The organism is Pseudomonas sp. Pse79 (genome assembly GCF_024519615.1).
In the GTDB taxonomy this organism is placed as follows: Bacteria; Pseudomonadota; Gammaproteobacteria; order Pseudomonadales; family Pseudomonadaceae; genus Aquipseudomonas; species Aquipseudomonas veronii.
Window position 1 is genome coordinate 197,502 of sequence record NZ_JALJRR010000004.1, and the last position, 26,646, is coordinate 224,147.

The following is a 26,646-nucleotide window of genomic DNA, read 5'->3' on the forward strand; positions in this document are numbered from 1 at the left end:
CAAATTGCCGGAGCCGAAGATGAAAGACTGGCTGGATGAGATCAAGTGGGACAGTGACGGCCTGGTGCCGGCCATTGCCCAGGACTACAAGACCGGGCGCGTGCTGATGATGGCCTGGATGAACCGCGAGGCCCTGAGCCTCACCGCCGCTGAGCAGCGCGCCATTTACTGGTCACGTTCGCGTGGCAAACTGTGGCGCAAGGGCGAAGAGTCCGGGCACGTGCAAACCCTGCACGAGATACGCCTGGACTGCGACGCCGACGTGGTGATCCTCAAGGTCGAGCAGATCGGCGGCATCGCCTGCCACACCGGCCGCCACAGCTGCTTCTATCGCGTGTTCGAGAACGGCGAGTGGAAGGTTGTGGAGCCGGTACTCAAAGACCCGCACGCCATTTACTCGGCAGGACACTGAATATGAGCGATACCCTGAACCGTGTGGCCCAGGTGCTGGAAGAGCGCAAAGGCGCGGATGCCGAAAGCTCCTACGTCGCCAGCCTGTACCACAAGGGCCTGAACAAGATCCTGGAAAAACTCGGCGAAGAATCCGTCGAGACCATCATCGCCGCCAAGGATGCCGAGATCAGCGGCGACTGCAGCGATGTGATCTACGAAACCGCCGACCTATGGTTCCACAGCCTGGTCATGCTCGCCCAACTGGGGCAGCATCCGCAGGCCGTGCTGGATGAACTGGACCGTCGCTTCGGCTTGTCCGGGCATGCCGAAAAGGCCTCGCGCCCGTCCGCCTGAATAACTTTTACAGAGGAATTGCAGCATGGGCATTTTTGACTGGAAACATTGGATCGTCATCTTGGTGGTGGTCGTTCTGGTATTTGGCACCAAGAAACTGAAAAACCTCGGCACCGACGTGGGCGAGTCGATCAAGGGCTTTCGCAAGGCCATGAACGACGACGAAAAACCCGCCGAACCCGCCGCCAACCCGGTGCCGCCGGCCCAACCGGTCCACCCGCAGGCGACCCAGCCGATCACCGAGCGTCGCACCTTCGACGTGCAGGCTGAAAAAGTCGAAGAGCCGATCCGCAAAGACTCGTGAGCACTGACTAATGTTTGGTATCAGCTTCTCTGAACTGCTGCTCGTCGGCCTCGTGGCCTTGCTGGTACTCGGGCCGGAACGCCTGCCCGGTGCCGCGCGCACGGCCGGCTTGTGGATCGGGCGTCTGAAACGCAGTTTCAACGCCATCAAACAGGAAGTTGAACGGGAAATCGGCGCCGACGAAATCCGCCGCCAACTGCACAACGAACACATCCTGTCGTTGGAGCAGGAGGCGCGCAATATTCTGACGCCGGTGCAGGAGCAGGCAAAGCCGGTGACACCGGTGGCCGAACACAGCATTGCGCCCACGCCCGTTGTTGAAGCAGCGCCCGCTACCCCGACCGCTCCAACCGAGCCAGCGCCGACGCCAACCGCGCCGCCCGCTCCCCATGACCCTACATTGCCGCCGCGAGCCCCATGAGCGCTGATAAACCGGAAAACGACCAGCACATGCCACTGGTCTCGCACCTCACCGAGCTGCGTACCCGCCTGCTGCGTTGCGTGGCGGCGATCTTCGTGATCTTTGCCGGGCTGTTCGCCTTTACCCAGCAGATCTACACCTTCGTCTCCACGCCACTGCGCCATTACCTGCCGGCCGGCGCGACGATGATCGCCACCGACGTGTCGTCGCCGTTCCTGACGCCGTTGAAGCTGACGATGATGGTCTCGCTGTTCCTGGCGATCCCGGTGATCCTGCACCAGATCTGGGGCTTCATCGCCCCCGGCCTGTACAAGCATGAGAAGCGCATCGCGGTGCCGTTGCTGGTGTCGAGCATCCTGCTGTTCTACACCGGCATGGCGTTCGCTTACTTCCTGGTGTTCCCGCTGATCTTCAAGTTCTTCGCCGCCGCCACCCCGGCCGGCGTGGAGATGATGACCGACATCACCAGCTACCTCGACTTCGTGATGACGCTGTTCTTCGCCTTCGGCGTGGCCTTCGAAATTCCGGTGGCCGTGGTGTTGCTGGTGTGGATCGGCGTGGTCAACGTGCAGTACCTGAAGAAGATCCGTCCCTACGTGGTCATCGGCTGCTTCGTGGTCGGCATGATCCTGACCCCGCCGGACATCTTCTCCCAGACCCTGCTGGCCGTGCCGATGTGGATGCTGTTCGAGATCGGCATCCTGTTCAGCAGCCTGATCACCAAGCGTGGCGAACACCCCGACGACCAAGCCGCCGACGACAACGACCAGCCGCCAGCGACCCAGCCGTGAACCTGTTGCTGCTTGAAGAGGCCGACTTTATCGCGGCCGACCGGGTGGTCCTGCGTGACCGGCGCCTGGTGCATATGCAGGACGTCCACCGCGCGACGGCGGGCGACAACCTGCGGGTCGGGCGTATCGGCGGGCTGATGGGCAATGCCCAAGTGCTGCGCCTGGAAGCCCACGAAGCCGAGCTGCAAGTGGCCTTCGACCTGCCGCCGCCGGCCAAACTGCCGCTGACCCTGCTGCTGGCCCTGCCACGCCCGAAAATGCTGCGCCGGGTGCTGCAGACCGTCGCCGCCATGGGCGTGCCGAAGGTGGTGCTGGTCAACAGCTACCGCGTGGAAAAGAGCTTCTGGCAAACCCCCTTCCTGGAGCCCGAGGCGATTCGCGAGCAATTGATCCTCGGCCTGGAACAGGCGCGCGACACAGTGCTGCCGGAAATCGTCATCGAAAAACGCTTCAAGCCCTTCGTCGAAGACCGCCTGCCCGCCATGACCGCAGGCACCCTCGGCCTGATCGGCCATCCCGGCGATTACCCGCCGTGCCCGCGCGGTCTGGACGAGCCGGTAACCCTGGCCATCGGCCCGGAAGGCGGCTGGATACCCTACGAGGTCGACCTGCTGAGCAAGGCCGGCTTGCAACCGGTGCAACTGGGTGCGCGCATCCTGCGCGTGGAAACCGCCGTCACCGCCCTGCTCGCCCGGCTGTTCTAGCCACCCATCCCTACAGATTCCTGCTGCGCTGCCGATAACCGTCGAATAAGTCCAAGCCTTGTTCCACGGGAGTTCGCAGCATGCATCGTTGGTTAGCCGAAAAGCTGGGGAATGTCAGCGTCAACCACAAACTGGGCGTAGGCTTTGGCCTGGTGTTGCTCCTCACCTTGTTGATCACCTTCACCGGCTGGACCGGCCTGGGCGATGTGGCCAGCCGCGGCGACAAACTGGGGTATATCTCCAGCCTCAATGTCTTGACCAAAGACCTGCGTATCGCCCGCCTGGACTATGAAATGCGCCGTGGCGAACAAGGCACGGCGGCCGTCAGCGAGCTGCTGAACCGCCTGGACAGCGGCATGAAGACCGCCCGCACGCTGATCGAACAACCCGCCGACATCGCGCTGGTCGATGAACAATTGGCCGCCGTGGACCAATACAAACGCGCATTCAGCGATATGGCGCAAGCCGGGGCCAACCGTGAGGATGCGCGCAGCAAGCTGGGCAATACCGCCGACAATGCGGTGCTCAAGGTGACTGAAGTCGAGAAGTCCCTGCTGCAAAGCGACAGCGTCACCCAGTTCAATAGCGTGGTCGACCTGAGCAAGCTGATCCAGCAAGCGCGCTTCCAGGTCCGCGGTTACACCTACAGCGGCAAGGTCGAGGCTGAGCAACCCGCGCTCGACGCCATCGACAACGCGCTGAAGAAGATCACTGAACTGCAAGGCTCATTGCAGGAGCAATACCAGGCCAACCTGCAGCAGGCCAGTGTCTCGCTGCAAGCCTATCGCGCCGCCGTCAGCCAGTTCCGCGATTCCCAGGTGGCCACCGCCGTCGCACTCAAAACCATGAGCGCGCAAGGCGATGTCCTGCTGAACCGCAGCGATAAACTGACGATTTCCCAGACCGCTGTGCGCGACACCGATGCCGCCCAGGCCAAGTACCTGCTCCTGCTGGCCACCGTGCTGGCATTGATCTTTGGCCTGGTGGCCGCCTGGGCGATCACCCGTCAGATCGTCATCCCGCTGAATCAGACCCTCAAGGTGGCCGAGCGCGTTGCCTCCGGCGACCTGAGCCACGACCTGACGTCCACGCGCCAGGACGAACTGGGCCAACTGCAACGGGCCATGCAAAGCATGACCGTAGGCCTGCGCGAATTGATCGGCGGCATCAGCGACGGCGTCACCCAGATCGCCAGCGCCGCCGAGCAATTGTCGTCGGTCACCGAGCAGACCAGCGCCGGGGTCAACAATCAGAAAATCGAGACCGACCAAGTCGCCACGGCCATGAATGAAATGGCCGCGACCGTGCAGGAAGTTGCGCGCAACGCCGAGGAAGCGTCCGAAGCCGCAGTTGCAGCGGACCAGCAGGCCCGCGAAGGCGACAAGGTGGTCGGTGAAGCCATCGCCCAGATCGAACGCCTGGCCACCGAAGTCGGCAACTCCACCGAGGCCATGGGCCATCTCAAGCGCGAAAGCGACAAGATCGGCAGCGTGCTCGACGTGATCAAGTCGGTGGCCCAACAAACCAACCTGCTGGCGCTGAACGCCGCGATTGAAGCAGCGCGTGCCGGTGAAGCCGGGCGCGGCTTCGCGGTGGTGGCCGATGAAGTGCGCAGCCTGGCCCAGCGCACGCAAAAATCCACGGAAGAGATCGAAGAGCTGATCGTCGGCCTGCAAACGGGCACCCAGCAAGTGGCGACCATCATGGACAACAGCCGTGGGCTGACCGACAGCAGCGTCGAATTGACGCGCCGCGCCGGCAGCGCCCTGGCGAACATCACCCGTACCGTATCGACGATCCAGGCGATGAACTCGCAGATCGCCACCGCCGCCGAGCAACAAAGCGCCGTGGCCGAAGAGATCAACCGCAGCGTGCTGAACGTGCGCGATGTGTCGGAACAGACGTCCTCGGCCAGTGAAGAGACCGCCGCCTCCAGCGCCGAACTGGCGCGCCTGGGCATCTACCTGCAAACCCTGGTCGGACGTTTCCGCATCTGACCGGGCTGGGCGGCGACCCATCCGGGTCGCCGCACTTCAGCATCTTGTGAAATTTCCTACACGCTTATCAGCCCGCCCTCACCCCAAATCGTTTTAGCGTTTGCCTTGTTGCGCAGCGCTTTTTCAGATTTGGAGGTTCATCATGTTTCCTCGGCTGACCCGCTTGCTGGTCAACGCCAGCGTCCGACTCAAACTCGCCCTGGGTTTTGGCCAGGTGCTGGTCCTCAGTTTCATCATCGCCATGACAGGCTGGCAGGCCTTGAATGCCGCACTGTTCCGCTCCAGCAACCTGACGGTGCTGGGCCAACTGGCCGCCGACGCGGAGGCCATGCGCGCCGACCGCATCGTGTACCGAACGCTCACCGACACGGCCAGCCTGGGCAAAATGACGCGGCAGATCGAAAAAATCGACCAGCACCTCGACTACCTGTCAAAACACATGAAAGACCCGACCGACCTGCAGCGTCTCGAGGAAGCCGAACGCCTGGTGGCCGCCTTCAAAGCGGTGCTGGTGGAATTGCCGCCGTTGATCGAACAGCGGGAAAACGCCCGGCCGCCGCTGCAAAAAGCCGCCCTGCAAGCCAGCGACACTCTCGCGCAACTGGCCAGCGAACTGCCTGACCAGCAAGACCAGCAGGCGCTCGACGCCATCGAAGACCTGCGCCAGGCCATGGAACAGGCCGAAGATCGCGCGCGCAGCCCCGCCTGGGCCGCCGAGTCGTTGCAGGCCTATGCCGAAGCGGTGGGCAAGGCCCTCGACGCCCTGGACGTCGCTCAAGTCGCCGTCACCAGCCTGCCCGTGGACGCCACCCTGCTCAAAACCGACCTCGCGCAATACCGTGCGCTGCTGACCACGCTCAAGCAGGCACAACTCGACACCGAGACCGTGCAAAACCGCTTTGAACAACAACTCAATCAGTTGCTGGCGCGAAGCGATCTGGTCAGCCAGGGCCAGGTGTTCAAACGCGACCGGGAAGCGCAGCACACCCGAACCCTGCTGATCAGCGTCACCCTTGCCGCCCTGCTGCTGGGGGCCTTGGCGGCCTGGTGGATCGCCCGGCAAATCGCCGTGCCGTTGCGCGAGGCCTTGGCCGTCGCCAACCGCATTGCCGCGGGCGACTTAAGCGAAAACCCCGCCGTGGAGCGCCGCGATGAACTGGGCCAGTTGCAGCAGAGCATGGCGCAGATGATCCGCAACCTGCGTGGCCTGATCAGCGGCATCGGCGACAGCGCCCGGCAAATCGCCAGCGCGGCTATGCAGCTATCCACCGTCACCGAGCAAACCCGCGCCGGGGTCAACAACCAAAAGGACGAAACCGACCAGGTGGCCACGGCCATGAATGAAATGCTCGCCACCGCCCAGGAGGTCGCCCGGCATGCCGAGCAAGCGTCGATCGCGGCGAGCGAAGCCGACCAACAGACCCACCTCGGCGACAAAGTGGTTGCGCAGGCGGTGGAGCAGATCGGCCACCTGGCCAGTGAAATGGCCCTGTCCAGCCGGGCGATGCTGGCGTTGCAGCAGGAGAGCCAACAGATCGGCAGCGTGCTCGACGTGATCAAGTCAGTCTCCCAGCAGACCAACCTGCTCGCCTTGAACGCCGCCATCGAAGCGGCGCGCGCGGGCAGTGCCGGGGAAGGTTTCGCGGTGGTCGCCGATGAAGTGCGCAGCCTGGCCCTGCGCACGCAGGAATCGGCCGAGGAAATTGAAGGACTGATCTTGCGTCTGCATACCGGCACCCAGCAGGTGGCGGACATCATGGACAGCAGTCGCAGCCTGACGGACAACAGCGTCAGCCTGACCCGCGACGCCGGCGACGCCCTGGCGGCCATTGCGCGCACGGTGTCGGTCATCCAGGAAATGAACCCGCAGATTGCCGCCGCCGCCGAGGAACAAAGCGCGGTGGCCGAGGAGATCAATCGCAGTGTGTTGAAGGTGCGCGATGTGTCCGAGCAAACCGCCGCCGCCAGTGAAGAAACGGCGGCGGCGAGCGCTCAGTTAAGCCAGTTGAGCCTGGATTTGCAGACACTGGTCGGCAAGTTCAGGCTCTGAGGCTCACAGCACCTGGCGCAGGAAGGCCTGGGCTCGCGGGTCTTTCGGCGCGTCGAAGAACTCGGCCGGAGACGCGTCTTCGAGCAGCTTGCCGTGATCGAAGAACAACACCCGGTCCGCCACTTCACGGGCGAAGCCCATTTCGTGGGTGACGCAGACCATGGTCATGCCTTCCAGGGCCAGGGTTTTCATGACGTCGAGCACTTCGCCGACCATCTCCGGGTCGAGGGCCGAGGTGGGCTCGTCGAACAGCATCACCTTGGGCTCCATCGCCAGCGCGCGGGCTATCGCCACCCGCTGCTGCTGGCCGCCGGACAGACGCGAGGGAAACTCGTTGGCCTTTTGCGCGATGCCGACCTTTTCCAGCAACGCCAGGGCCTTGGCTTCACGCTCTTTTTTGCCGCGCTTGCGCACGACTTTCTGCGCCAGGCACAGGTTCTCCAGCACGGTCATGTGGGGGAACAGGTTGAAGTGCTGGAACACCATGCCGACTTCGCGGCGATAGGCGTTCACGTCGGTTTTCGGATCGGCCAGTTGCAGGCCGTCGATGCTCACCGACCCCGAATCGAACTCTTCCAGGCCGTTGAGGCAGCGCAGGAAGGTCGACTTGCCGGAGCCGGACGGGCCGATCACCACCAGCACTTCGCCCTTGGCGACCTGGGTGGTGACGTGGTCCACCGCGCGCACCACATGGCCACGGGTGTCGAAGACTTTTACCAGATCGCGGACTTCAATCACTTTGCGCGAGCCTCCGCTCAAGCCGGCTGGCCATTTTCGACAGCGGCAGGTTGATCAACAGGTACAGGCCTGCCACGCAGAACAGGATTTCAAACGGCGAAAACGAAGTGGTGATGACTTCGCGGCCGCTCTTGAGCAGCTCGGTGATCGCGATCACCGACACCAGCGAAGTGTCTTTCACCAGGCTGATAAATTGCCCGGCCAGGGGCGGCAGCACGCGCTTGAACGCCTGCGGCAGCACCACATGGCGCATCGACTGGCTGGCACTCAAGCCCAACGAGCGCGCGGCTTCGTTCTGGCCACGGGTGATCGACTGCACACCAGCGCGGACGATTTCCGCCACATAGGCCCCGGTGAACAGCGACAGCGCGGCGATCCCGGCAAACTCCCGGGACAGGTTGAGCACCGTGCCGATAAAGAAATAGAAGATGAAAATCTGCACCAACAGCGGCGTGCCGCGCACCAGTTCGACGTAGATCGTCGACAGATCGCGCAAGGTCGGGTTGCTGGACAGCCGGCACAGGCCCGTCGCCAGACCAATCGCCAAACCCAGCACGCCGGACACGAAGGACAGCCACAAGGTGGTCCACAAGCCCCACATCAACGGGCCCAGCGCCCACTGCCGGGTCACGCCCACTACATCGCCTTCCGCCACGTCATCGCCGCGCGCCACTTTCAGGCTGTTGTCGGCCACGCTGAGCTTTTGCTCCGTGCCCGCGTCGTTACGCAGGGTGACTTCGGCCACATCGCCTTTGCGCACCAGCTCGACAACGGTGGAGATATCCGCCGCGCGCTGCGATGTTTCGGCCTGATAGGCGAAATATTGCGGTACGCGGTTCCAGCGCCATTCGTAGGACATCAGCGACGTGGCGTAGTACAAGGCGCCCGCCAGGCCGACGAGCACGACCACGGTCAGCAGGTGCCAGGGCCATTGGGCTTTTTTCTGTTTCATTACTCAACATCCAAAAGGGTCGGGTAAGCCCCCGCTTTTGTGGCGGGCGGGCTTGCCCTAATGCCATTCAGTCAAGGCATTTTGTAGGAGCGAGCTTGCTCGCGAAAAACTCAAAGACACCGCGTTTATTCAGCAAGCCCGCGTTATCGTTGACGGCCTTCGCGAGCAAGCTCGCTCCTACAGAAAGCAGGAGCCACAGGAGCCGGCGTTATTCCATGTCCTTGAGCCACTCGGAGCTCTTGAACCACTTGTCATGGATGCGATCGTAGGTGCCGTCGTTCTTGATCTGGTGCAGGAAGTTGTTGATGAAGTTGATGCTGTCGTAATCGCCTTTCTTCAGACCGAAGGCCAGCGGCTCAAAGGTGAAGGGTTCTTCGAGGAACACCAGTTTGCCGTTACCGACTTTCTTCTCGGCGACGACGTTGTACGGTGCGTCATACACAAAGGCATCGGCCTTGCCGTTGACCACGTCCAGCACGCCTTCCTGTTCGTTGTCGTAGCCGTGGTACTTGGCCTTGGAGATCAGCTTCTTGGCGACCATCTCGCCGGTGGTGCCGAGCTTGGAGGTCAGGCGGTATTTCTCGTCGTTCAGGTCTTTGTAGGACTTGATGGTGCCTTCCAGGTCCTTGCGGATCAGCAGGGTCTGGCCAACCACGATGAACGGTTCGCTGAAGTTCAGGCGCAGGTTGCGTTCCTGGGTCAGGGTCATGCCGCTGCCGATCATGTCGAACTTGCCGGTGAGGAAGGCCGGGATGATGCCGTCGTAGCCGGTGGACACCAGCTCCAGCTTGACGCCCATGGACTTGGCCATGGCCTTGAGGATGTCGACTTCGAAGCCGATGATTTCACCACGCTTGTCGGTCATTTCGAATGGCATGTAGGTCGGGTCCATGCCGACTTTCAGCGTGCCGCGCTTGACCGCATCATCGATGGCCCCGGCCTGAGCCACATTGGCCGCGACCAGCGCGGTGACGCCGAGCAGCAGCATCGAAAGATACTTTTTCATCATCAAGTCCCCTGAACGATTCTTATGAAGTCGGCGCGCAAAAAGGGCTGCACCATTTCGGGGTGCGATCCTAACCCACTCGCTGCCCGGTACAAAGGTTTCACCGGTAATAGTTGTCGAGGTATGTCGGAATAGCCCTACAGCACTGCGGCAAAGCGCAGACGTAGACACTTCATTGTCGGGCGAGGGCAATTGATTGATGTGTAAGTAGGTATGACTTTCAGTCGACCTCGGCCATCCAGTCGGTGTCCTTGAACCACTTGTCGTACAGCCGATCGTAGGTGCCGTCCTGGGCCACTTGGTTGAGGAAATGGTTGATCCAGTTCAGGCTGTCGTAATCGCCTTTTTTCAGGCCGAACGCCAGGGGCTCGTAGGTGAAGGGTTGCTCCAGCGCCAGCAATGCCTGGTTTTCCGGCCGGGTCATGGCGATCAGGTTATAAGGCGCATCATGAATAAACGCATCGGCCACCCCGCTCACCACCTGGCGCACCCCTTCCTCCGGCGTGGCGAAACTGCTGAGCCGAGCTGCCCCCAGAAACCGCTGCGCCGCCGCCTGCGCGGTAGTGCCTTCGGTGGTGGCGATGCGGTAACCGGCCTCGTCCAGGTCTTCAATGCTGGCGACCTTGCCGGCCAGGCGCGGATGCAGCAACACCGTTTGGCCGACCACGATAAACGAGTCGCTGAAATTCAGCTTGAGGTTGCGCTCCTGCGTGACGGTCATGCCGCTGCCGATCAGATCGAATTTCCTTGCCATCAGCCCCGACAGCAACTCGGTGTACGGCACCGCCACCAGCTCAAGCTCGACCCCCAGGGCGCGGCTCATCGCGTGCAGCAAGTCGACTTCAAAACCGACGATACGCCCCTGTTTATCGGTCATCTCAAACGGCACGTAAGTGGGCGTGGTGCCGACTTTCAGCACGCCACGCCGAACGGCGTCGTCCAGCGCGCCGGCCTGCGCCAGAGCACCGTGAATCAATGCGACAGCGCCCATCAGCAATGCCGAACAATACCTTTTGATCATGAATCCCCCTGTGCTCGAGTCAAATTTCGGGGGGCGATGCTAACTCAGACACAGGCACGGCAATACGCCTCGAACCAGGGACTTTTGTTTCGAAATAACAAGGAGTTAGAGCACAAAGGAAGAGACGGGAAACGCTGTAGGACCAGCGCTTCAAGCGCCCCCGAGGAGAACCCTCGGGGGCGTCTGAATCAGGCCGGTTGAGCCTGGGACGACAACGGTTGCAACGGCAGCAATGGCGCGTGCGGATCGGACTTGAAGGACTGACGCCAGGCGCCCAGCCACTCGGCATGCCCTTCGCTCCAGACCTGCTCGTGCAGGCGGGCCAGGGCCACCGGGTCACTGAGCAGGGCCAGGCGTTCGGCGTTGTTGAGGCCGGCCGGGCCGACTTTCAACGCATAGCGCACGCGCTCGCCACGCAGGTACTCGATCGGCTCCGCCTCACGGTGACGCGAGGTCGCCAGGGCGCAAGCCAGGGCGTTCTGCTGCGGGTCGACCACCGAACGCACGAACCCGTCATTGAGGGCGTGCCAGCGGTTTTCGTGGGTGTACTTCTCGGTCGACAGCAGCGCCTGCGGCGGATTGTATTCCTCAGGGATCAGGAACAGGCTCTCGTCACGGGACTTGAGGCCCAGCTTGACCCGGCTGGAAATCACCGACACCGGGATCGACAGCATCAACGAACCGACGATCGGGACCAGCCACCACAGGAAGCTCGGGTTCAACCACACCACCAGCAGCGCCCAGAGGAAGCCGAGCAAGGTTTGCGGACCGTGGCGCTTGACCGCTTCACCCCAGGGGGTGGAGTCGTCGTCACGCTGCGGCGAATTCCAGGTCGCGGCCCAGCCGAGGAACGCGGCGAGGACGAAGCGGGTGTGGAAGATCATCCGCACCGGCGCCAGCAGCATGGAGAACAGCATCTCCAGCAGCATCGACATTGTCACCTTGAACTTGCCACCGAACTCTTTCGCGCCCTTGGCCCAGATCAGGATGACGCTCAGCAACTTCGGCAGGAACAGCAGCACGACGGTGGTGGAGAACAGCGCCACCGCCTTGTCCGGATGCCATTGCGGCCACAGCGGGTACAACTGGCGCGGCGCCATGAAGTACTGCGGCTCCATCAAGGTGTTCACCGCCAGCAACGCGGTGGACAGCACCAGGAAGAAGAACCACAACGGGGCCGACAGGTAGGACATCACGCCGGTGAGGAACACCGCACGGTGGACCGGGTGCATGCCCTTGACCAGGAACAGGCGGAAGTTCATCAGGTTGCCGTGGCACCAGCGACGGTCGCGCTTGAGTTCGTCCAGCAGGTTCGGCGGCAGTTCTTCGTAGCTGCCCGGCAGGTCGTAGGCAATCCACACGCCCCAGCCGGCACGGCGCATCAGCGCGGCTTCGACGAAGTCGTGGGAGAGGATCGCACCGGCGAACGCGCCTTTACCCGGCAACGGCGCGAGGGCGCAGTGCTCGATAAACGGCTTCATGCGGATGATTGCGTTGTGACCCCAATAGTGGGATTCACCCAGCTGCCAGAAGTGCAGGCCGGCGGTGAACAGCGGGCCGTACACGCGGGTGGCGAACTGCTGCATGCGCGCATACAGGGTGTCCATGCCCGACGCCCGTGGCGCGGTCTGGATAATCCCGGCATCCGGCGTGGCTTCCATCAGGCGCACCAGGCTGGTCAGGCATTCGCCGCTCATCACGCTGTCGGCGTCGAGAACGACCATGTACTTGTAGTCACCGCCCCAGCGACGGCAGAAGTCGTCGAGGTTGCCGCTCTTGCGTTTGACGCGACGGCGACGGCGGCGATAGAAGATCTTGCCGAAGCCACCGGCTTCGCGGCACACGTCGAGCCAGGCTTGCTGTTCGGCGATGCAGATGTCGGCGTCGTTACTGTCGCTGAGCACGAAGAAGTCGAAGCGGTCCAGGTCACCGGTCGCCGCGACCGACTCGAACGTCGCGCGCAGGCCAGCGAATACGCGGGGCACGTCTTCGTTGCAGATCGGCATCACCAGCGCGGTGCGCGCATTCTTCGGAATCGGCTCGTGGCCGGCACTTTTACCGGAGATCCGGTACTTATCGTGGCCGGTCAGCAGCTCAAGGAAGCCCATCAACGCGGTCCAGAAACCGGCCGACACCCAGCAGAACAAGATCCCGAACATGATCAGGATGCTGGTTTGCAGGGCGTATGGCAGCACTTGGGTCGCGGTCTGCAGCAAGGTCTGGTTGCGGATCTCGTCGAAGTCGACCAGCGACCAGCCCTGGTACGGCATGATGCCTTTCATGTACCAGCCGGCCACGATGGTCTGGCCGAGCATCAACACCAGCAGGATATAGCGACGGATCGAACCAACCGTGCGCCAGCGCGCCGCCGGCAGCACGCGCTCGTCTTTCGGCGGCTTCGGCGGGTTGGTCCGGCCGGTCAGCCGGCGCCAGCCGCGCACCAGGATATTGGTGCGCCACGGCTCCGGTACCACCTTGGTCCGACGAATCGGCGGCGTCGCCTTGAGGCACACCCGGCCGCTGGCGTCGAGCGCCAGCATTTCGGCGTCCTCCAGCTCTTCGGCCGTGCTGAGGGTCAACCGGCGGCCAACCGACGCCTGGGCGGCGTCGACCGGCGCATCGAACGCCTTGGACGACAAACGTTCGTGCAGTTCGCTGAAGGATGTGCAGCCCGCCAGTTCGGCGCGCTGCTCTGCGGTCATCGGCAGATGCGCCAGGTACTCGGACAGAGTCTCTGGCTGGACTTGAGAATTACTCATCGGCAGGCAACTGATAGCTCCAGGTTTCGGTCAGGACTTGCTCGGTCTTGATCGGCTCCGGTGTGGCTGGGGCAGCTTCTGGCTGCTTGGCTTCCTTGTCTTTGGCGTCTTTCTTGGCTTGTTTCTCGTGCTGCTTGGCCAAAACCTTGTCAGCCTTGAGCACTTGGGTCGAGACCTTCTCGGGCTCAGGCTGCACGATGTCCTGGACCAGGGCCGCACGCATTTCGGTCGGCTTGCTTGGGTCCTTGATCTTCATGCGCAGGGTCAGGCGCCAGCCTTTAGTGTGCTCGTTGTAACGCACGCTGTTTTCCACCAGCTCGGCGTTGTCACCCACGCTCACCTGGCTGCGCACCGGGGCGTCCGGCAGCAGTTTCTTCAGGGCCGGGCCTTCGAAGTCCACCAGGTACGCGACGCTGCCATCCGGCTGACGGATCAGGTTGGATTGCTTCACGTCGCCGGTGGAACGCAGGGTCTGCTTGACCCAGGCGCTGTCCGGCGAATGGAAGGCGGCGTCGTCCAGGGTCCAGTGCAGGCGGTAGGCAACATCCAGCGGCTGGCCGACTTCCGGCAGTTTTTCCGGGCTCCAGAAGGCAACGATGTTGTCGTTGGTTTCGTCGGCGGTCGGGATCTCTACCAGGTCGACGGAACCCTTGCCCCAGTCGCCTTCAGGCTCGATCCAGGCGCTTGGGCGCTTGTCGTAGTTGTCGTCCAGGTCTTCGTAGTGGCTGAAGTTGCGACCGCGTTGCAGCAGGCCGAAACCACGTGGGTTTTCCACGGTGAAGTTGCTGACCGACAAGTGTTTAGGGTTGTTCAGCGGGCGCCAGATCCACTCGCCATTGCCGGCATGGATCGACAGGCCGCTGGAATCATGCAGCTCGCGACGGTAGTTGAGGACCTTGGACGGCTGGTTCGCGCCGAACAGGAACATCGAGGTCAACGGGGCAACGCCCAGCTTGCTGACCTTGTCGCGCAGGAACATCTGGGACTTGACGTCGACCACGGTGTCGGTGCCAGGGCGCAGGATCAGGCGATAGGCGCCGGTGGCGCGCGGCGAATCGAGCAGGGCGAAGATCACCAGATGCTTGTCACCCGGCTTCGGACGCTCGATCCAGAACTCGGTGAAACGCGGGAATTCTTCGCCGGACGGCAGCGCGGTATCGATCGCCATGCCACGGGCGGACAGGCCATACACTTGGTCCTTGCCCACGACGCGGAAATAGCTGGCGCCGAGCATGGTCAGGATTTCGTCTTGCTTGTCGCCCTTGTTGATCGGGAACAGCACGCGGAAACCGGCATAACCCAGCTGCTCAGTGGCCTTGGGATCAAATTTGACGTCGCCGAAATCGAAGCGCGTCGGGTCGTATTTGATTTCCTGGACGCTGTCGGCGGTGACTTCGTTGATCTTCACCGGTGTATCGAAGTGCATACCCTGGTGATAGAAGGACAGCTTGAACGGGGTGTTCTGATCAGCCCACTCGGCTTTTTCGTTGCGGAAACGAATCTTCTGGTAGTCAGCGAACTTCATTTCGCGGAATTCGTTCGGCAGATTGCTGCGCGGAGCTTCGTATTTCTGCCCGGCCAGCTCTTTTGCCTTGGCCGACACATCATCCAGACTGAATGCCCACAGTTGACCCGCGCCGAACAGGCAAAACAGGGCGGAGCCCGTCACCAGTGCGTTTCGTAACCGTTTGGCAGACAATTTTGGTGCATTACAGGGACTAACAATCACGAGCAACCCTCGCCGAAAACAGATCAAAAAACCAACGGCCAGCTATCTATATGCCAGGTTGGCGAGCATTGTTCCGACTCCCCTGGGGCAAAATGATTCCCCTGAGGCTGTCGGACAAGTCTCTACCTAAGTCAAAAATGGACCAATCAACGCTGATCCCCGTAGCGCGCGATTATCTAGTAGCCCGCGAGACAACGCATCAGGGACAACGAAGTATTTGTAGCGAAACCCTGCGTTTTTAGGCATTAACGTCGTTTTTAATACATTCATGTCTGTAGGAGGAAGGTCACAGGGCCATCATTGACCAAATGAACCTGCATATCCGCACCAAAACGCCCTGACGCCACCTTGCCATGCAATTGTTGCGCTTGTAACAGCAAGTGCGCAAAAAGTGCCGCCCCCAGGGCCGGCGGCGCGGCGGTAGAGAAACTTGGCCGCAGCCCGCTTTTGGTATCCGCCGCCAGGGTGAATTGCGACACCAGCAGCAAACCGCCGTCGATATCCTTGAGCGACAAGTTCATCTTGCCATCGTCGTCGCTGAACACCCGATAGTTAAGCAGTTTGTGCAGCAGTTTGTCGGCGCTCTCGACAGTATCCCCCGGTTCGACGGCCACCAGCACCAGCAAACCCTGGTCGACCGCCCCCACGATTTCGCCCGCGACCTCGACCCGGGCGCCGCGCACCCGTTGCAACAGGCCCTTCATGCTTCTTCAGGCGGCAAGTCCAGCAGACGACGCGCCATCTCGCCGGTCGCGCGCACCAAGGCATCGGTGATGCCCGGCTCGGACGCCGCATGGCCCGCCTCGCGGATCACCTGCAGTTCACTGTTCGGCCAGGCCTGATGCAGCTCCCAAGCGTTATCCAGCGGACAGATCATATCGTAGCGGCCGTGGATGATTACGCCAGGCAGATGGGCGATCTTGTGCATGTCGCGAATCAGTTGGTCGGGTTCCAGGAAGGAATTATTGGTGAAGTAGTGGCACTCGATGCGGGCAATCGACAGCGCGCGCTGGGGCTCGGCGAAACGCTCGATCAACTGCGGGTTCGGGCACAGGCCCAACATGCGCCCTTCCCAGGTGGACCAGGCCTTGGCGGCGTGCATCTGGGCAATCTGGTCGTTGCCGGTCAGGCGCTTGTGGTATGCGGTGAGCAGGTCGTGGCGCTCGTCCTGGGGGATCGGTGCGAGGTAATCCTGCCAGTAATCCGGGAACAGGCGGCTGGCGCCTTCCTGGTAAAACCAGTGGATGTCCTGGGGCCGGGCCAGGAAAATCCCACGCACGATCAGGCCATGCACGCGCTCGGGATGGGTTTGCGCGTAGGCCAGCGCCAGGGTCGACCCCCAGGAGCCGCCGAACAACACCCATTTGTCGATGCCCAGGTGCTCGCGAATGCGCTCGAGGTCGGCGACCAGGTCCCAGGTGGTGTTGTTTTCCAGGCTGGCGCGGGGAGAGGAACGCCCGCAGCCCCGCTGGTCAAAGGTGACGATGTGGTACAGGTTCGGATCGAAATAGCAGCGGCTGTTGGCGTCGCAACCGGAACCAGGGCCACCATGGATGAATACGACGGGCAAGCCTTCGGGGGAGCCACTTTCATCGACATACAGGGTGTGGGTGTCATCGACGGCCAGATCGTGCCGGGCGTAGGGTTTGATCTGCGGGTACCAAGTCTGCATTGCGCGCTCCGTAGGGGGTCGGGTTCATCCCTGGGGGGACGTCTTTTATTTTGCCGTCTGGCACTATAAACCCGAATTGTGCAATGAGCATGTCCTTGAGCACTTAGACCTGTGTCAGCAGTTCGCTACCCAGGTAAGCCAATAGGCCGTTGTAGAGCCGGTCGCCCTCCTCCACCTCGCTCTGCGCCCGCAAACAGCCATGGACCAGACTTTGGCCGCAGTACAGCAGCGCGTTCACGCCCGCCGCGTGCAGGTGCTTTGGCATACAAGTGGAGAGTTTGGCCGATCAACCTCAGGAGCATTCCTACAAGCGCATCGGAAAGTCTCACCTGAGCAATACCGCCACTGCGTGATTTGATCCGGGTCTTTTTCAGACACGGATCGTTACGCATGACCGACACGCCTTGGGCCGCCCGCGAGGGCGATGCGCTTCTGCACAGTTCCATGCTGGCCGACGTTTTAGGCGGAGTCCTGGAGATTGCCGCCAACGTGGCCGTGACCGCATTGGCGACAGCGGCGGTGGTTGCCGCGGCGGGTGTAACCGTGGCGACTGGCGGTCTCGGCTGCGTGGTACTCGGCGCCGTGGTGGGTGCGGTGGTCGGCGTCGGCATGAGCAAAACCGGCGCGGATAAAGGCCTCTCACGATTATGTGAGTATTTCGCCAATGCCCTGTTTCCTCCCGTCATCGACGCCTTCATCAGCAGCGGTTCGCCCAACGTATTCATCAACGGTAAACCCGCTGCGCGGGCGGCTGGCAAAATCTCGGATGTGATCGCAGCGCCAGGTGGTGAGCCTTCTTATCTGGATATCGCTGAAGGGTTTTTCTCTCAGCTATGGCGCCCAACGGTGGCCTCTCCGGTGGCGGGCGCTGCGCCTTGTCCTGGCGATAAAGTCGACTGCCATAAACACGCGCCGATGCCAGAGCAATACATGGCCGAGGGTTCCAGTCGCGTATTTATCAACGGCCAGCCCGCCGTGCGCAGTGGTGATCGGAGCACCTGCGAGGCCAAGGTTGGGACGGTACAGATTTCGCCGAATGTGATCATCGGCGGAGCGCCCGTGGTGGTTCGCGAGATTCGCAGCGGCAAGACGCCCGGTGTCGGGCTGGCGGTGACGGCGCTGCTGACGTTGCGCGGCGGTGGCGCGAAGTTCTTCAGCACGTTGCCGTGCATGGTCGTGGGCGGGCTGGTGTCGTGGGGCAGCAGTCAGGTGAGCAATGCCATCACCTCGGCGGTCGTGGGTTCGCCCAACCCGGTACACAGCGCCACGGGCGCGAAAGTTCTCGACGGTGAAGACGACTTGGACTTCGCCCTGCCAGGCCTGTTGCCTATCGAGTGGCAGCGCTACTACAGCAGCCGGGATGAACGCCGCGATGGCCTGTTCGGCGCCGGTTGGAGTGTGATCTACGAAGTCTTCGTCGAGATGGGTGGGCTTCCTGAGGGCGGCGAGCGCCTGGTCTACACCGACGAGCAGGCCCGGCAGATCGACATGGGCGTGATCCCCTTGGGCGGCGCGGTGTTCAGCGCGGGCGAAGGCCTGAGCGTGCGGCGCCATGCCGACGGGCAGTTGCTGATTGAAAGCGTCGACGGGCTCTATCGGCTGTTCGAACCAACGCCCGGCAACCCGTCGCACCTGCGCTTGAGCCAATTAGGGGACCGCAACGACAACCGCATCCTCCTCGACTATGACGCCCAAGGTCGGCTGAGCCGGTTACGCGATTCCCTCAATGATGTGCGAATCGAACTCGGCTACAAACTCGGCCGGCTCGAGCAGATTGAACGGCTGTTCGCCGACCACAGCCGCGAAACCCTAGTCAGCTATGCCTATGACGCTCATGGCGACCTGGCCGAAGTTCGCGATACTGCCGGGCATCTACAGCGCCGCTTTGCCTACGACAGCGGCCAGCGCATGGTCGAGCACCAACGACCTACCGGGCTGCGTTGCTATTACCAATGGGCCTGTGTGGACGACTACGAATGGCGCGTAGTCCGACACTGGACCGACGAGGGCGACGACTACCAGTTCGACTATGACCTACAAGCTGGGATCACGCGGATTACCGATGGCTTGCAACGGGTCAGCACCCGCCAATGGAATCCGCAGTACCAGATCACCGAATACACCGACAACCTCGGCCAAACCTGGCAATTCGAATGGAATGACGAGCGCCAGTTGCTCGGTGCCACCGATCCTCAGGGCGGTCAGTGGAAGTTCGGTTACGACGAGTCCGGCAACCTGTGCGAGACGCAAGATCCGTTGGGGCGGATCGAATCCACCGTGTGGCTGGAGCATTGGTCGCTGCCGTTGGTGGAAACCGATGCCGCCGGACAGGCCTGGCAATACCGGTACGACCCGCGTGGCAACTGCGTCAGCGAAATCGATCCCCTTGGTCAGACCACGCGCTATCGATACGACCGTTTCGGCCAAGCAGTGGAAATCACCGACGCCACCGGCAAGAGCCAAACCTTGCGTTGGAATGAGTTCGGCCAGCTCACACACCACGCCGATTGCTCCGGCTACCCGACGGGTTTCGAATATGACCGGCGCGGGCACTTACGCACTGTCATCGATGCCTTCGGCGAACATGTTCGGTATACCCACGACCCCCAAGGGCGCCTACTGTTCGTCGAAATGCCCGAAGACCGCACCGAACGCTACGTGCGTGACACCTGCGGACAACTGGTCGCCTTCACGGATGCCGCCGGCAGCAGTACCCGCTACCAGTACTGTCGTCGCGGGCAGGTGCGCCAGCGTATAGATGCCCATGGTCGGCAGGTCGAATTCCGCTACGACGCCTACGGCCGATTGCACACCCTGACCAACGAAAACGGCGAAAAATACCGTTTCGCCTGGGACCAGGGCGATCGTCTCACACAACAGCAAGACCTCGATGGCAGTGCACGGCGCTACACCTATGACGTCCTGGATAACCTGACCGCCGTCGAATACGCGCCCTTGAATGATGCGTCTTCCATAGTGCATCGCCTGGAGCGCGATGCCGTCGGGCGCTTGCTGGCGAAAGTAACCGACGACGGCCGTACCGAATACGCCTACGACCCGTTGGACCAACTCACCGCCGTCACTTTCACCGGCAACGATAAGACTACGCAGGCGCTGGCCTTCGCCTACGACCCGCTAGGCCAACTGCTTACCGAACAAAGCGCCGCTGGCAGCCTGAACCATCACTACGACGAACTCGGCAACCTGATCCAAACCCAACTGCCCGACGGCCGCTGGCTCAATCGCCTTTACTATGGCAGCGGCCACCTGCACCAGCTCAACCTCGACAGCCAGGTCATCAGCGACTTCGAACGCGACCGCCTGCACCGCGAAGTGCTGCGCACCCAAGGCCAACTCAGCACCCGCAGCGAATACGACCGCAGCGGTCGCCTGCGCCAGCGTAAACGCAGCCCCACCGGCCAGCCCTGGCAACTGCCGCCGCCCCACCAAAAGAACTTCGAATACGACCCGGCCGACAACCTGATCGGCCGCAGGGAAGGGAGCCAGCACCAGTTACTGCATTACGACGCGACCGCTCGAATCATCGCCAGCCAGGACAACGTAAAAGGCCAGCGCGAAACCTTCGCCTACGACGCAGCCGCCAACCTACTCGACGGTCCGCAAGTAAGGGGCGGATGGGTACGGCATAACAAACTGCTGACCTATCAGGACAAGCGTTACCGCTACGACGGCTTTGGCCGAATGATCGAAAAACGCAGCGCCGCACGGGGTTTGCAGCGCTTTGCCTACGACGCTGAACACCGCTTGATCGAAGTACGCAGCCAGAAGAACGGGCGCGAAACGCTGGTGAACATGACCTACGACCCGCTCGGTCGACGCATCACCAAAACCGAACACGACAGCCGGGCTTATGCGCTGGGAGAAACTCGATTCACCTGGGATGGCCTGCGTCTGTTGCAGGAGCATCGGCACAGTCAAACCAGCCTGTATCTCTATGAGGACGATGGCTATACGCCGCTGGCCCGGGTTGATGGCGTGGGCAAACACCAGAGCGTGCGCTACTACCACAACGACTTGAATGGGTTGCCGGAACAGTTGACCGAAGCCGACGGGAAAACGGTGTGGCGGGCGCGGTATCAGGTGTGGGGGAACACGGTAGAAGAGGTACGTGAGCCTTACTTTATCGAAGAGCAGAACCTGCGATTTCAGGGGCAGTATCTGGATCGGGAGACGGGGCTGCACTACAACACGTTCAGGTTTTATGACCCGGATGTGGGGCGGTTTACGACGCCGGATCCGATTGGATTGGCGGGAGGGCTGAATTTATATGCTTACGGTATAAACCCGATTGCCTGGATCGACCCACTGGGATTCGCAGGCTGTCCGGTATCCAAAATCATCGGTAACGCAAAAAACGGAAAAGTCAGACGCGGAAAGGATTATCACGGGCGACTGGATAGCGGCCTGGAGCGACACGTCCTAAGTAGTCCTCAAGGGATCTATCAAGCCAAAAATGGCAACTTGATATTCCATAATGAGGGCAACATTGTGGTAACTCATGGTAAAGGTGGGGCCCAAGGAAATGTCATTACGAGTTATGGACCTGGTGGCCCCCGTGGCGAAAGCGGTGCCGCCATTTACGGCGGAAAATCCACTGACCCTGGTCTGCCGATAACGTCTGATATGATTCTGAAAGGGACGATTCCGAGACCCAATGGTGGTCTCATTCCTCCCGCAATAAAAAAGGAAGGTTTTTAATAATGTTCATCATCCCTGACCTTGAACTCATAGAAACCTCGCTGATCTATTATGGAGACGCTTCTGTCAGATGGGTTTTCGACACCAACTCTTCCGTCGTCTGCCTCGAAGCATCAAATAAGCAGCATGTGAGTTCAGAGCATTGGATTTCAGAAAACTCGGACATTTTTTCATTCACTGAACAGGGTGACCTCGCCTGTCTAAGGTTCTCTGTCCCGGGTGAGAACTACACGACACAAATCAATATAGAAAAAACTATTGCGGGTCGAATCAAACTTCACAAATCGCTCTATAGTGTTCCACAAACCACACTCAGGTTATTTGACCCCAAAAAAAGACGGATCTCATGCTTCATGGCCGCGCCGATGGGGGGGAGAATCCTCACCCGCGTCAACTTTGCAAACGATCTCACGATACTCCTGTCGGGCGACGAGTATTTTGGCTTCGAACTGTCCAACCCGTTGGACTATCTGGCAACCAAGCCTGACGATCCCATTGATCATGAAAATCGGGCCAACGATGACGAATATCTATTGATGAGCGCTTTGCTTGAGATCACCTCGGACAACACAGTCGAAGCATTGGATAACGACATGGCCGAAGTAGCTAACGAGCTGAAAACACGAATATTGCCGCAAATAGAAGTCATTAAAAGCCCCTTCAGAAAGGCCATAATCGAGTCATCTCTGGAAGACTTCATTGATTATTACGCTTAATGACAATATTAATAGGGACCTGACCCTGAGGACTCCAACAACCCGTCTTCGCGCAGCGGGCGAAGTCTGACCTTAGAAGCAGCAAGACCATCAACGTGGCATCTCAGCGCCATTTCAAAAAACGTTTTACGTTTCGCCACTTAGTGCGCTTGAAATTTACATCAAGCAACTGAGAGACCTGCTGCAAAAACTGCTGATTACTACAGCCAAAATATTGCTCGGAAAAACAAAGCTCATAGTCAAAAGGAGCGGTGTTTTTCAGGCCCGTAGCGGTGAGGTTTGCTTTCAGGTAGCGTCCGATATCTCTTTTGAGCATAAAAGATGCGAAGCGTGATCGGTTATCAACATACCCCTTCACAATATCCGAAAGCGCCGTAGGCGCGACGTTTGATTCGGCGTCGACAAGCCATGCGCCTACGCCCTCTGCCACCTCACCATACATGAAGCTCTCTAGATACCCGTAAGTCATTGACTGCCTCAAAGGATTGGAAACGCCGTCAAAATATACATAGGCATATTGTTGAACTCTGCATATTTGATGACCACTCGCACCTTAGTCATCTCAATGACGGTTGCAGGCGATCGTGGGCGAATGCCCAACTGACCACCTGCTTCAGCAGTAACGCTTCTGCCCCCACACCAGGAAACCCTCCAACAACTGCTTCAACACCCCCCGCGTCGGCCCCGCCAGATCCTCGCGATAACGGAACGGCTCGAACTCTTCCATATACGTGCTCTGGCACAACTCCAACTGCACGGCATGAATGTTCTGCGCCGGGTTGCCGTAATGCCGGGTGATATGCCCGCCCTTGAAGCGTCCGTTGAGCACATGGGTGTACTGCGGATGCGCGGCGCAGATGGCTTCCAGTTGGCTGGCCAGCCCAGGATCGCAGGCGGCGTTGTTGAAGGTGCCGAGGTTGAAGTCCGGCAGTTTGCCGTCGAACAGGTGCGGGATCACCGAGCGGATCGAATGTGCGTCGAACAACAGTGCGTAGCCGAATTCGGCCTTGAGCCGCGCCAGTTCGTCTTGCAGGGTGCGGTGATACGGCATCCAGATCTGCTCGAGGTAGGTGGCGCGCTCTTCCCTGGATGGCGCCAGGCCTTCGCGGAACAATGGCACACCCTCGAACAGGATCGACGGGTACAAACCGGTGGTGGCGCCGGCGTACAGCGGCGTGTCGTCGGAGGGCCGGTTCAGGTCGATGACAAACCGCGAGTACTCCGCCGCCAGGGTGCTGGCGCCGAGTTCTTCGGCAAAGTCATACAGCGTGGGGATATGCCAATCGGTGTCCGGCAGGCTTTGCGCCTCGGGGATCAGCCCGGCCTGCACGGCAGGCGTCAGGCGCAGGCCGGCGTGGGGCATGCTGATCAGCAGCGGCACGCGGCCTTGTTTGAAGTTCAGAACGTTATCCACAGTGCGACTCCTTAAACAGTGACATCGACGCCGTGGCGCACGACGCGTTTTTCAAGCTCGCCGCCCAGCCAGTAGGCCAGGTCGGCGGGACGATCGATCTGCCAGGCGACAAAGTCGGCGACCTTGCCCACTTCCAGCGAGCCATGGGTATCGCCCATGCCCAGCGCGGTGGCGGCATGTTGGGTGGCGCCGGCCAGGGCCTCTTCCGGGGTCATGCGAAACAGCGTGCAGGCCATGTTCAGCATCAGGCGCACCGACAAGGCCGGTGAAGTACCGGGGTTGAGGTCGCTGGCGATGGCGATCTTCACGCCGTGCTTGCGCAGGGCCTCCATCGGCGGCAGTTGAGTTTCGCGCAGGAAGTAGAACGCGCCCGGCAGCAGCACCGCGACGGTGCCGGCAGCGGCCATGGCGATGGCGTCGTCTTCGGTCATGAACTCCAGGTGATCCGCCGACAGCGCCTGGTAACGCGCGGCCAGGCTGGAACCGTGCAGCGACGACAGTTGCTCGGCGTGCAGCTTCACCGGCAGGCCGAGTTGCCGCGCGACCTTGAACACACGCTCCACCTGCGCCGGCGAGAACGCCAGGTATTCGCAAAACGCATCCACCGCGTCCACTAGCCCTTCCGCGGCCAGGGCCGGGAGCATTTCGCTGCAGATGTGATCGATGTAGGCGTCGGCGCGGTCCTTGTACTCCGGCGGCAACGCATGGGCGGCCAGGCAGGTGGCGCGCACGCTGACCGGCAGCGCGTCGCCGAGGCGCCGAATCACCCGCAGCAACTTGCGCTCGCTGGCCAGGTCGAGGCCGTAGCCGGATTTGATCTCCACCGTGGTCACGCCGTCGCGCAGCAAACTGCGCAGGCGCTTGTGGGCGCTTTCGAACAGTTCATCCTCGCTGGCGGCGCGGGTGGCGCGCACGGTGCTGGCAATACCGCCGCCCTGGGCGGCGATGTCGGCGTAGCTGACGCCTTGAAGGCGTTGCTCGAATTCACCACTGCGGTTACCGCCGAACACCGTGTGGGTGTGACAGTCGATCAGCCCGGGGGTGACCCACGCGCCGTGCAGGTCATGCACCTGGGCGTAATCCGCAGCCGGCATTTCGCTGCGCGGGCCGATCCACTCGATCAGCGAACCGGCAGTGACCAGGGCGGCATCCTCGATGATCGAGTAATTGCCGTGGGCCATGGTTGCGATGTGGCAGTGTTGCCAAAGGACTTTCATCAATGCCTCCCAAGGTGGTCGCTGTTGCCTGTAGGAGCGAGCTTGCTCGCGAAAAACCTCAACGATAACGCGTGCTACCTGATAGCTCGCGGCGCCTGGGGGTTCTTCGCGAGCAAGCTCGCTCCTACAGGGGCGGGGGGTTTTTCAAAGGCTCGGCAGCAACTTGGCCGGCACCAGTTCATTCAGGCAGCGGCTGGCGAGCAGTTCAGTGGCGGCGATGATGTCCGGGGCGAAGAAGCGGTCTTTATCGTAGAACGCCACTTTGCCGCGCAGGGTGGCGCGCGCTTTTTCCAGCTTCGGCGAGGTCTTCAGGCCTTCGCGCAGGTCCAGGCCCTGGCACGCCGCCAGCCATTCCACGGCCAGGATGCCGCGAACGTTTTCAGCCATTTCCCACAAGCGCTTGCCCGCAGCCGGAGCCATCGACACATGGTCTTCCTGGTTGGCCGAGGTCGGCAGGCTGTCGACGCTGTGGGGATGGGCGAGTGCCTTGTTTTCGCTGGCGAGTGCCGCAGCGGTCACCTGGGCGATCATGAAACCGGAGTTCACCCCGCCATTGCCCACCAGGAACGGCGGCAGTTGCGACATGTGCTTGTCCATCATCAACGAAATACGCCGCTCGCTCAGCGAGCCGATTTCAGCGATGGCCAGCGCCATGTTGTCGGCGGCCATGGCCACCGGTTCGGCGTGGAAGTTGCCGCCGGAGATCACGTCGCCTTCGGCGGCGAATACCAGCGGGTTATCCGACACCGCGTTGGCCTCGATCACCAGCACCTCGGCGGCCTGGCGGAACTGGGTCAGGCAGGCGCCCATGACTTGTGGCTGGCAGCGCAGGGAATAAGGGTCTTGCACCTTGTCGCAGTTCTGGTGCGACTGCGACACCTGGCTGCTTTCGCCCAGCAGGTCGCGGTAAGCCGCCGCCGAATCGATCTGCCCACGCTGGCCGCGCGCGGCGTGAATGCGCGCATCGAACGGCGAGCGCGAACCCAGCACCGCTTCCACAGTGAGGCTGCCGCACGCGAGGGCACCGGCGAACAGATCCTCGCCCTCGAACAAGCCCCGCAACGCATACGCCGTGGACACCTGGGTACCGTTGAGCAGCGCCAGGCCTTCCTTGGCGGCCAGGGTCAGCGGGGTGAGACCGGCGATTTTCAGCGCAGCAGTCGCCTCCAGCCATTCGCCTTGGTAGCGCGCCTTGCCCTCGCCGAGCAGCACCAGGGACATATGGGCCAAGGGCGCCAAGTCACCGGAGGCACCGACCGAGCCTTTGAGCGGGATGTGCGGGTACACCTCGGCGTTGATCAGCGCGATCAGCGCGTCGATCACCTGGCGGCGAATCCCGGAAAACCCACGGCTCAGGCTGTTGACCTTGAGCACCATGACCAGCCGCACCAGCGCATCGCTGATCGGCTCACCGACGCCTGCGGCGTGGGACAGCACCAGGGAACGCTGGAGGTTTTCCAGGTCTTCGCTGGCGATGCGGGTCGAGGCCAGCAGGCCGAAACCGGTGTTGATACCGTAGGCGGTGCGGTTCTCGGCGAGAATCTGCTCCACGCAGGCCACACTGGCGTCGATCTGCGCAGTGGCGCTGTCATCCAGATTGATCGTTACCGGCTGCTGGTAGATGGCCCGCAGTTGGGCAAGGCTCAGTTGGCCCGGAATCAGAGTTAGCGCAGTCACATTCATGCTCCT

Annotated in this window: 23 protein-coding genes and 2 pseudogenes; 11 read left to right on the plus strand and 14 right to left on the minus strand. The window is 61.4% G+C overall.

The window, feature by feature from the left end:
• Positions 1-19: 19 nt before the first annotated feature.
• The 9 genes and pseudogenes from hisI (at position 20) to NR164_RS07970 (ending at position 7,014) form a co-directional block, all read left to right on the plus strand.
• On the plus strand, positions 20-412 hold the full coding sequence (gene hisI / locus NR164_RS07935; RefSeq protein WP_017849884.1) for a phosphoribosyl-AMP cyclohydrolase: 393 nt from the start codon (positions 20-22) through the stop codon (positions 410-412).
• 2 nt (positions 413-414) lie between these two features.
• Positions 415-747, plus strand: a complete 333-nt coding sequence (locus NR164_RS07940; protein WP_017849885.1) for a phosphoribosyl-ATP diphosphatase — start codon at positions 415-417, stop codon at positions 745-747.
• A gap of 25 nt (positions 748-772) precedes the next feature.
• Positions 773-1,051 carry a twin-arginine translocase TatA/TatE family subunit gene (locus NR164_RS07945; RefSeq protein WP_017849886.1) on the plus strand — a complete coding sequence of 93 codons (279 nt, stop codon included), beginning with the start codon at positions 773-775 and terminating at the stop codon, positions 1,049-1,051.
• Between the two features lie 10 nt (positions 1,052-1,061).
• Positions 1,062-1,472 carry a Sec-independent protein translocase protein TatB gene (tatB, locus tag NR164_RS07950; RefSeq protein WP_017849887.1) on the plus strand — a complete coding sequence of 137 codons (411 nt, stop codon included), beginning with the start codon at positions 1,062-1,064 and terminating at the stop codon, positions 1,470-1,472.
• Positions 1,469-2,263: a twin-arginine translocase subunit TatC gene (gene tatC / locus NR164_RS07955; protein ID WP_017849888.1), complete on the plus strand. Its 795-nt coding sequence runs from the start codon at positions 1,469-1,471 to the stop codon at positions 2,261-2,263. Before tatB ends, tatC begins: the two co-directional genes overlap by 4 nt.
• Positions 2,260-2,967: a 16S rRNA (uracil(1498)-N(3))-methyltransferase gene (locus NR164_RS07960; RefSeq protein WP_046490843.1), complete on the plus strand. Its 708-nt coding sequence runs from the start codon at positions 2,260-2,262 to the stop codon at positions 2,965-2,967. Before tatC ends, NR164_RS07960 begins: the two co-directional genes overlap by 4 nt.
• Positions 2,968-3,047: 80 nt before the next feature.
• A pseudogene (locus NR164_RS30495) lies at positions 3,048-4,106 on the plus strand (methyl-accepting chemotaxis protein); the annotation flags it as partial.
• A 144-nt stretch (positions 4,107-4,250) separates the two neighbouring features.
• Complete coding sequence (locus tag NR164_RS30500; protein WP_370737573.1) at positions 4,251-4,964, plus strand: methyl-accepting chemotaxis protein; 714 nt, start codon at positions 4,251-4,253, stop codon at positions 4,962-4,964.
• A gap of 142 nt (positions 4,965-5,106) precedes the next feature.
• Positions 5,107-7,014 (plus strand): methyl-accepting chemotaxis protein, encoded by a 1,908-nt coding sequence (locus tag NR164_RS07970; protein ID WP_256822585.1) that lies wholly within the window; start codon positions 5,107-5,109, stop codon positions 7,012-7,014.
• A gap of 3 nt (positions 7,015-7,017) precedes the next feature.
• Here NR164_RS07970 and NR164_RS07975 read toward each other — a convergent pair whose 3' ends face one another.
• From NR164_RS07975 to NR164_RS08015, 9 genes and pseudogenes are all read right to left on the minus strand, one after another.
• Positions 7,018-7,752 carry an amino acid ABC transporter ATP-binding protein gene (locus tag NR164_RS07975; RefSeq protein WP_017849892.1) on the minus strand — a complete coding sequence of 245 codons (735 nt, stop codon included), beginning with the start codon at positions 7,750-7,752 and terminating at the stop codon, positions 7,018-7,020.
• Positions 7,745-8,704, minus strand: a complete 960-nt coding sequence (locus tag NR164_RS07980) for an amino acid ABC transporter permease (RefSeq protein WP_017849893.1) — start codon at positions 8,702-8,704, stop codon at positions 7,745-7,747. Before NR164_RS07980 ends, NR164_RS07975 begins: the two co-directional genes overlap by 8 nt.
• Positions 8,705-8,912: 208 nt before the next feature.
• Entirely contained in the window at positions 8,913-9,710 is a 798-nt protein-coding gene (locus NR164_RS07985) for a transporter substrate-binding domain-containing protein (RefSeq protein ID WP_046384982.1), read from the minus strand.
• A gap of 220 nt (positions 9,711-9,930) precedes the next feature.
• Complete coding sequence (locus NR164_RS07990; RefSeq protein WP_177031414.1) at positions 9,931-10,731, minus strand: transporter substrate-binding domain-containing protein; 801 nt, start codon at positions 10,729-10,731, stop codon at positions 9,931-9,933.
• 150 nt (positions 10,732-10,881) lie between these two features.
• Positions 10,882-13,490, minus strand: a pseudogene (gene mdoH / locus NR164_RS07995) (glucans biosynthesis glucosyltransferase MdoH).
• Positions 13,483-15,162, minus strand: a complete 1,680-nt coding sequence (locus tag NR164_RS08000; RefSeq protein WP_186352002.1) for a glucan biosynthesis protein G — start codon at positions 15,160-15,162, stop codon at positions 13,483-13,485. The pseudogene mdoH and the gene NR164_RS08000 overlap by 8 nt, the downstream one beginning before the upstream one ends.
• Positions 15,163-15,485: 323 nt before the next feature.
• On the minus strand, positions 15,486-15,923 hold the full coding sequence (gene dtd / locus NR164_RS08005; protein WP_017849898.1) for a D-aminoacyl-tRNA deacylase: 438 nt from the start codon (positions 15,921-15,923) through the stop codon (positions 15,486-15,488).
• On the minus strand, positions 15,920-16,891 hold the full coding sequence (pip, locus tag NR164_RS08010) for a prolyl aminopeptidase (RefSeq protein ID WP_046384986.1): 972 nt from the start codon (positions 16,889-16,891) through the stop codon (positions 15,920-15,922). The genes dtd and pip overlap by 4 nt, the downstream gene beginning before the upstream one ends.
• Before the next feature lie 103 nt (positions 16,892-16,994).
• Positions 16,995-17,129 (minus strand): hypothetical protein, encoded by a 135-nt coding sequence (locus NR164_RS08015; RefSeq protein ID WP_372340291.1) that lies wholly within the window; start codon positions 17,127-17,129, stop codon positions 16,995-16,997.
• A 152-nt stretch (positions 17,130-17,281) separates the two neighbouring features.
• Here NR164_RS08015 and NR164_RS08020 point away from each other — a divergent pair, with 152 nt between their 5' ends.
• Positions 17,282-21,610, plus strand: a complete 4,329-nt coding sequence (locus NR164_RS08020; protein ID WP_256822588.1) for an RHS repeat-associated core domain-containing protein — start codon at positions 17,282-17,284, stop codon at positions 21,608-21,610.
• Between the two features lie 2 nt (positions 21,611-21,612).
• Positions 21,613-22,326: a hypothetical protein gene (locus tag NR164_RS08025; RefSeq protein ID WP_256822589.1), complete on the plus strand. Its 714-nt coding sequence runs from the start codon at positions 21,613-21,615 to the stop codon at positions 22,324-22,326.
• A 103-nt stretch (positions 22,327-22,429) separates the two neighbouring features.
• Here NR164_RS08025 and NR164_RS08030 read toward each other — a convergent pair whose 3' ends face one another.
• The 5 genes from NR164_RS08030 to hutH all read right to left on the minus strand — a co-directional run bounded on the left by NR164_RS08030 (position 22,430) and on the right by hutH (position 26,640).
• Positions 22,430-22,795, minus strand: coding sequence for a hypothetical protein (locus NR164_RS08030; protein WP_256822590.1), 366 nt, complete (start codon positions 22,793-22,795; stop codon positions 22,430-22,432).
• A gap of 8 nt (positions 22,796-22,803) precedes the next feature.
• On the minus strand, positions 22,804-22,887 hold the full coding sequence (locus NR164_RS08035) for a hypothetical protein (protein ID WP_226926018.1): 84 nt from the start codon (positions 22,885-22,887) through the stop codon (positions 22,804-22,806).
• A 52-nt stretch (positions 22,888-22,939) separates the two neighbouring features.
• Positions 22,940-23,740, minus strand: coding sequence for an N-formylglutamate deformylase (gene hutG / locus NR164_RS08040; RefSeq protein WP_256822591.1), 801 nt, complete (start codon positions 23,738-23,740; stop codon positions 22,940-22,942).
• An 11-nt stretch (positions 23,741-23,751) separates the two neighbouring features.
• The gene (gene hutI, locus NR164_RS08045) at positions 23,752-24,957 is read right to left on the minus strand and encodes an imidazolonepropionase (RefSeq protein WP_256822592.1); all 1,206 of its coding nucleotides are present in this window, start codon (positions 24,955-24,957) and stop codon (positions 23,752-23,754) included.
• 144 nt (positions 24,958-25,101) lie between these two features.
• Positions 25,102-26,640 (minus strand): histidine ammonia-lyase, encoded by a 1,539-nt coding sequence (gene hutH / locus NR164_RS08050; RefSeq protein WP_017849903.1) that lies wholly within the window; start codon positions 26,638-26,640, stop codon positions 25,102-25,104.
• Between the last annotated feature and the right edge of the window lie 6 nt (positions 26,641-26,646).

What these genes read in the sequence shown, in the direction of transcription:
- hisI (WP_017849884.1), top strand. Translation starts at nt 20, where the DNA reads ATGAAAGACTGGCTGGATGAGATCAAGTGGGACAGTGACGGCCTGGTG.
- NR164_RS07940 (WP_017849885.1), top strand. Translation starts at nt 415, where the DNA reads ATGAGCGATACCCTGAACCGTGTGGCCCAGGTGCTGGAAGAGCGCAAA.
- NR164_RS07945 (WP_017849886.1), top strand. Translation starts at nt 773, where the DNA reads ATGGGCATTTTTGACTGGAAACATTGGATCGTCATCTTGGTGGTGGTC.
- tatB (WP_017849887.1), top strand. Translation starts at nt 1,062, where the DNA reads ATGTTTGGTATCAGCTTCTCTGAACTGCTGCTCGTCGGCCTCGTGGCC.
- tatC (WP_017849888.1), top strand. Translation starts at nt 1,469, where the DNA reads ATGAGCGCTGATAAACCGGAAAACGACCAGCACATGCCACTGGTCTCG.
- NR164_RS30500 (WP_370737573.1), top strand. Translation starts at nt 4,251, where the DNA reads ATGAATGAAATGGCCGCGACCGTGCAGGAAGTTGCGCGCAACGCCGAG.
- NR164_RS07970 (WP_256822585.1), top strand. Translation starts at nt 5,107, where the DNA reads ATGTTTCCTCGGCTGACCCGCTTGCTGGTCAACGCCAGCGTCCGACTC.
- NR164_RS07980 (WP_017849893.1), bottom strand. Translation starts at nt 8,704, where the DNA reads ATGAAACAGAAAAAAGCCCAATGGCCCTGGCACCTGCTGACCGTGGTC.
- NR164_RS07985 (WP_046384982.1), bottom strand. Translation starts at nt 9,710, where the DNA reads ATGAAAAAGTATCTTTCGATGCTGCTGCTCGGCGTCACCGCGCTGGTC.
- NR164_RS07990 (WP_177031414.1), bottom strand. Translation starts at nt 10,731, where the DNA reads ATGATCAAAAGGTATTGTTCGGCATTGCTGATGGGCGCTGTCGCATTG.
- dtd (WP_017849898.1), bottom strand. Translation starts at nt 15,923, where the DNA reads ATGAAGGGCCTGTTGCAACGGGTGCGCGGCGCCCGGGTCGAGGTCGCG.
- pip (WP_046384986.1), bottom strand. Translation starts at nt 16,891, where the DNA reads ATGCAGACTTGGTACCCGCAGATCAAACCCTACGCCCGGCACGATCTG.
- NR164_RS08020 (WP_256822588.1), top strand. Translation starts at nt 17,282, where the DNA reads ATGACCGACACGCCTTGGGCCGCCCGCGAGGGCGATGCGCTTCTGCAC.
- NR164_RS08025 (WP_256822589.1), top strand. Translation starts at nt 21,613, where the DNA reads ATGTTCATCATCCCTGACCTTGAACTCATAGAAACCTCGCTGATCTAT.
- NR164_RS08030 (WP_256822590.1), bottom strand. Translation starts at nt 22,795, where the DNA reads ATGACTTACGGGTATCTAGAGAGCTTCATGTATGGTGAGGTGGCAGAG.
- NR164_RS08035 (WP_226926018.1), bottom strand. Translation starts at nt 22,887, where the DNA reads ATGACTAAGGTGCGAGTGGTCATCAAATATGCAGAGTTCAACAATATG.
- hutI (WP_256822592.1), bottom strand. Translation starts at nt 24,957, where the DNA reads ATGAAAGTCCTTTGGCAACACTGCCACATCGCAACCATGGCCCACGGC.
- hutH (WP_017849903.1), bottom strand. Translation starts at nt 26,640, where the DNA reads ATGAATGTGACTGCGCTAACTCTGATTCCGGGCCAACTGAGCCTTGCC.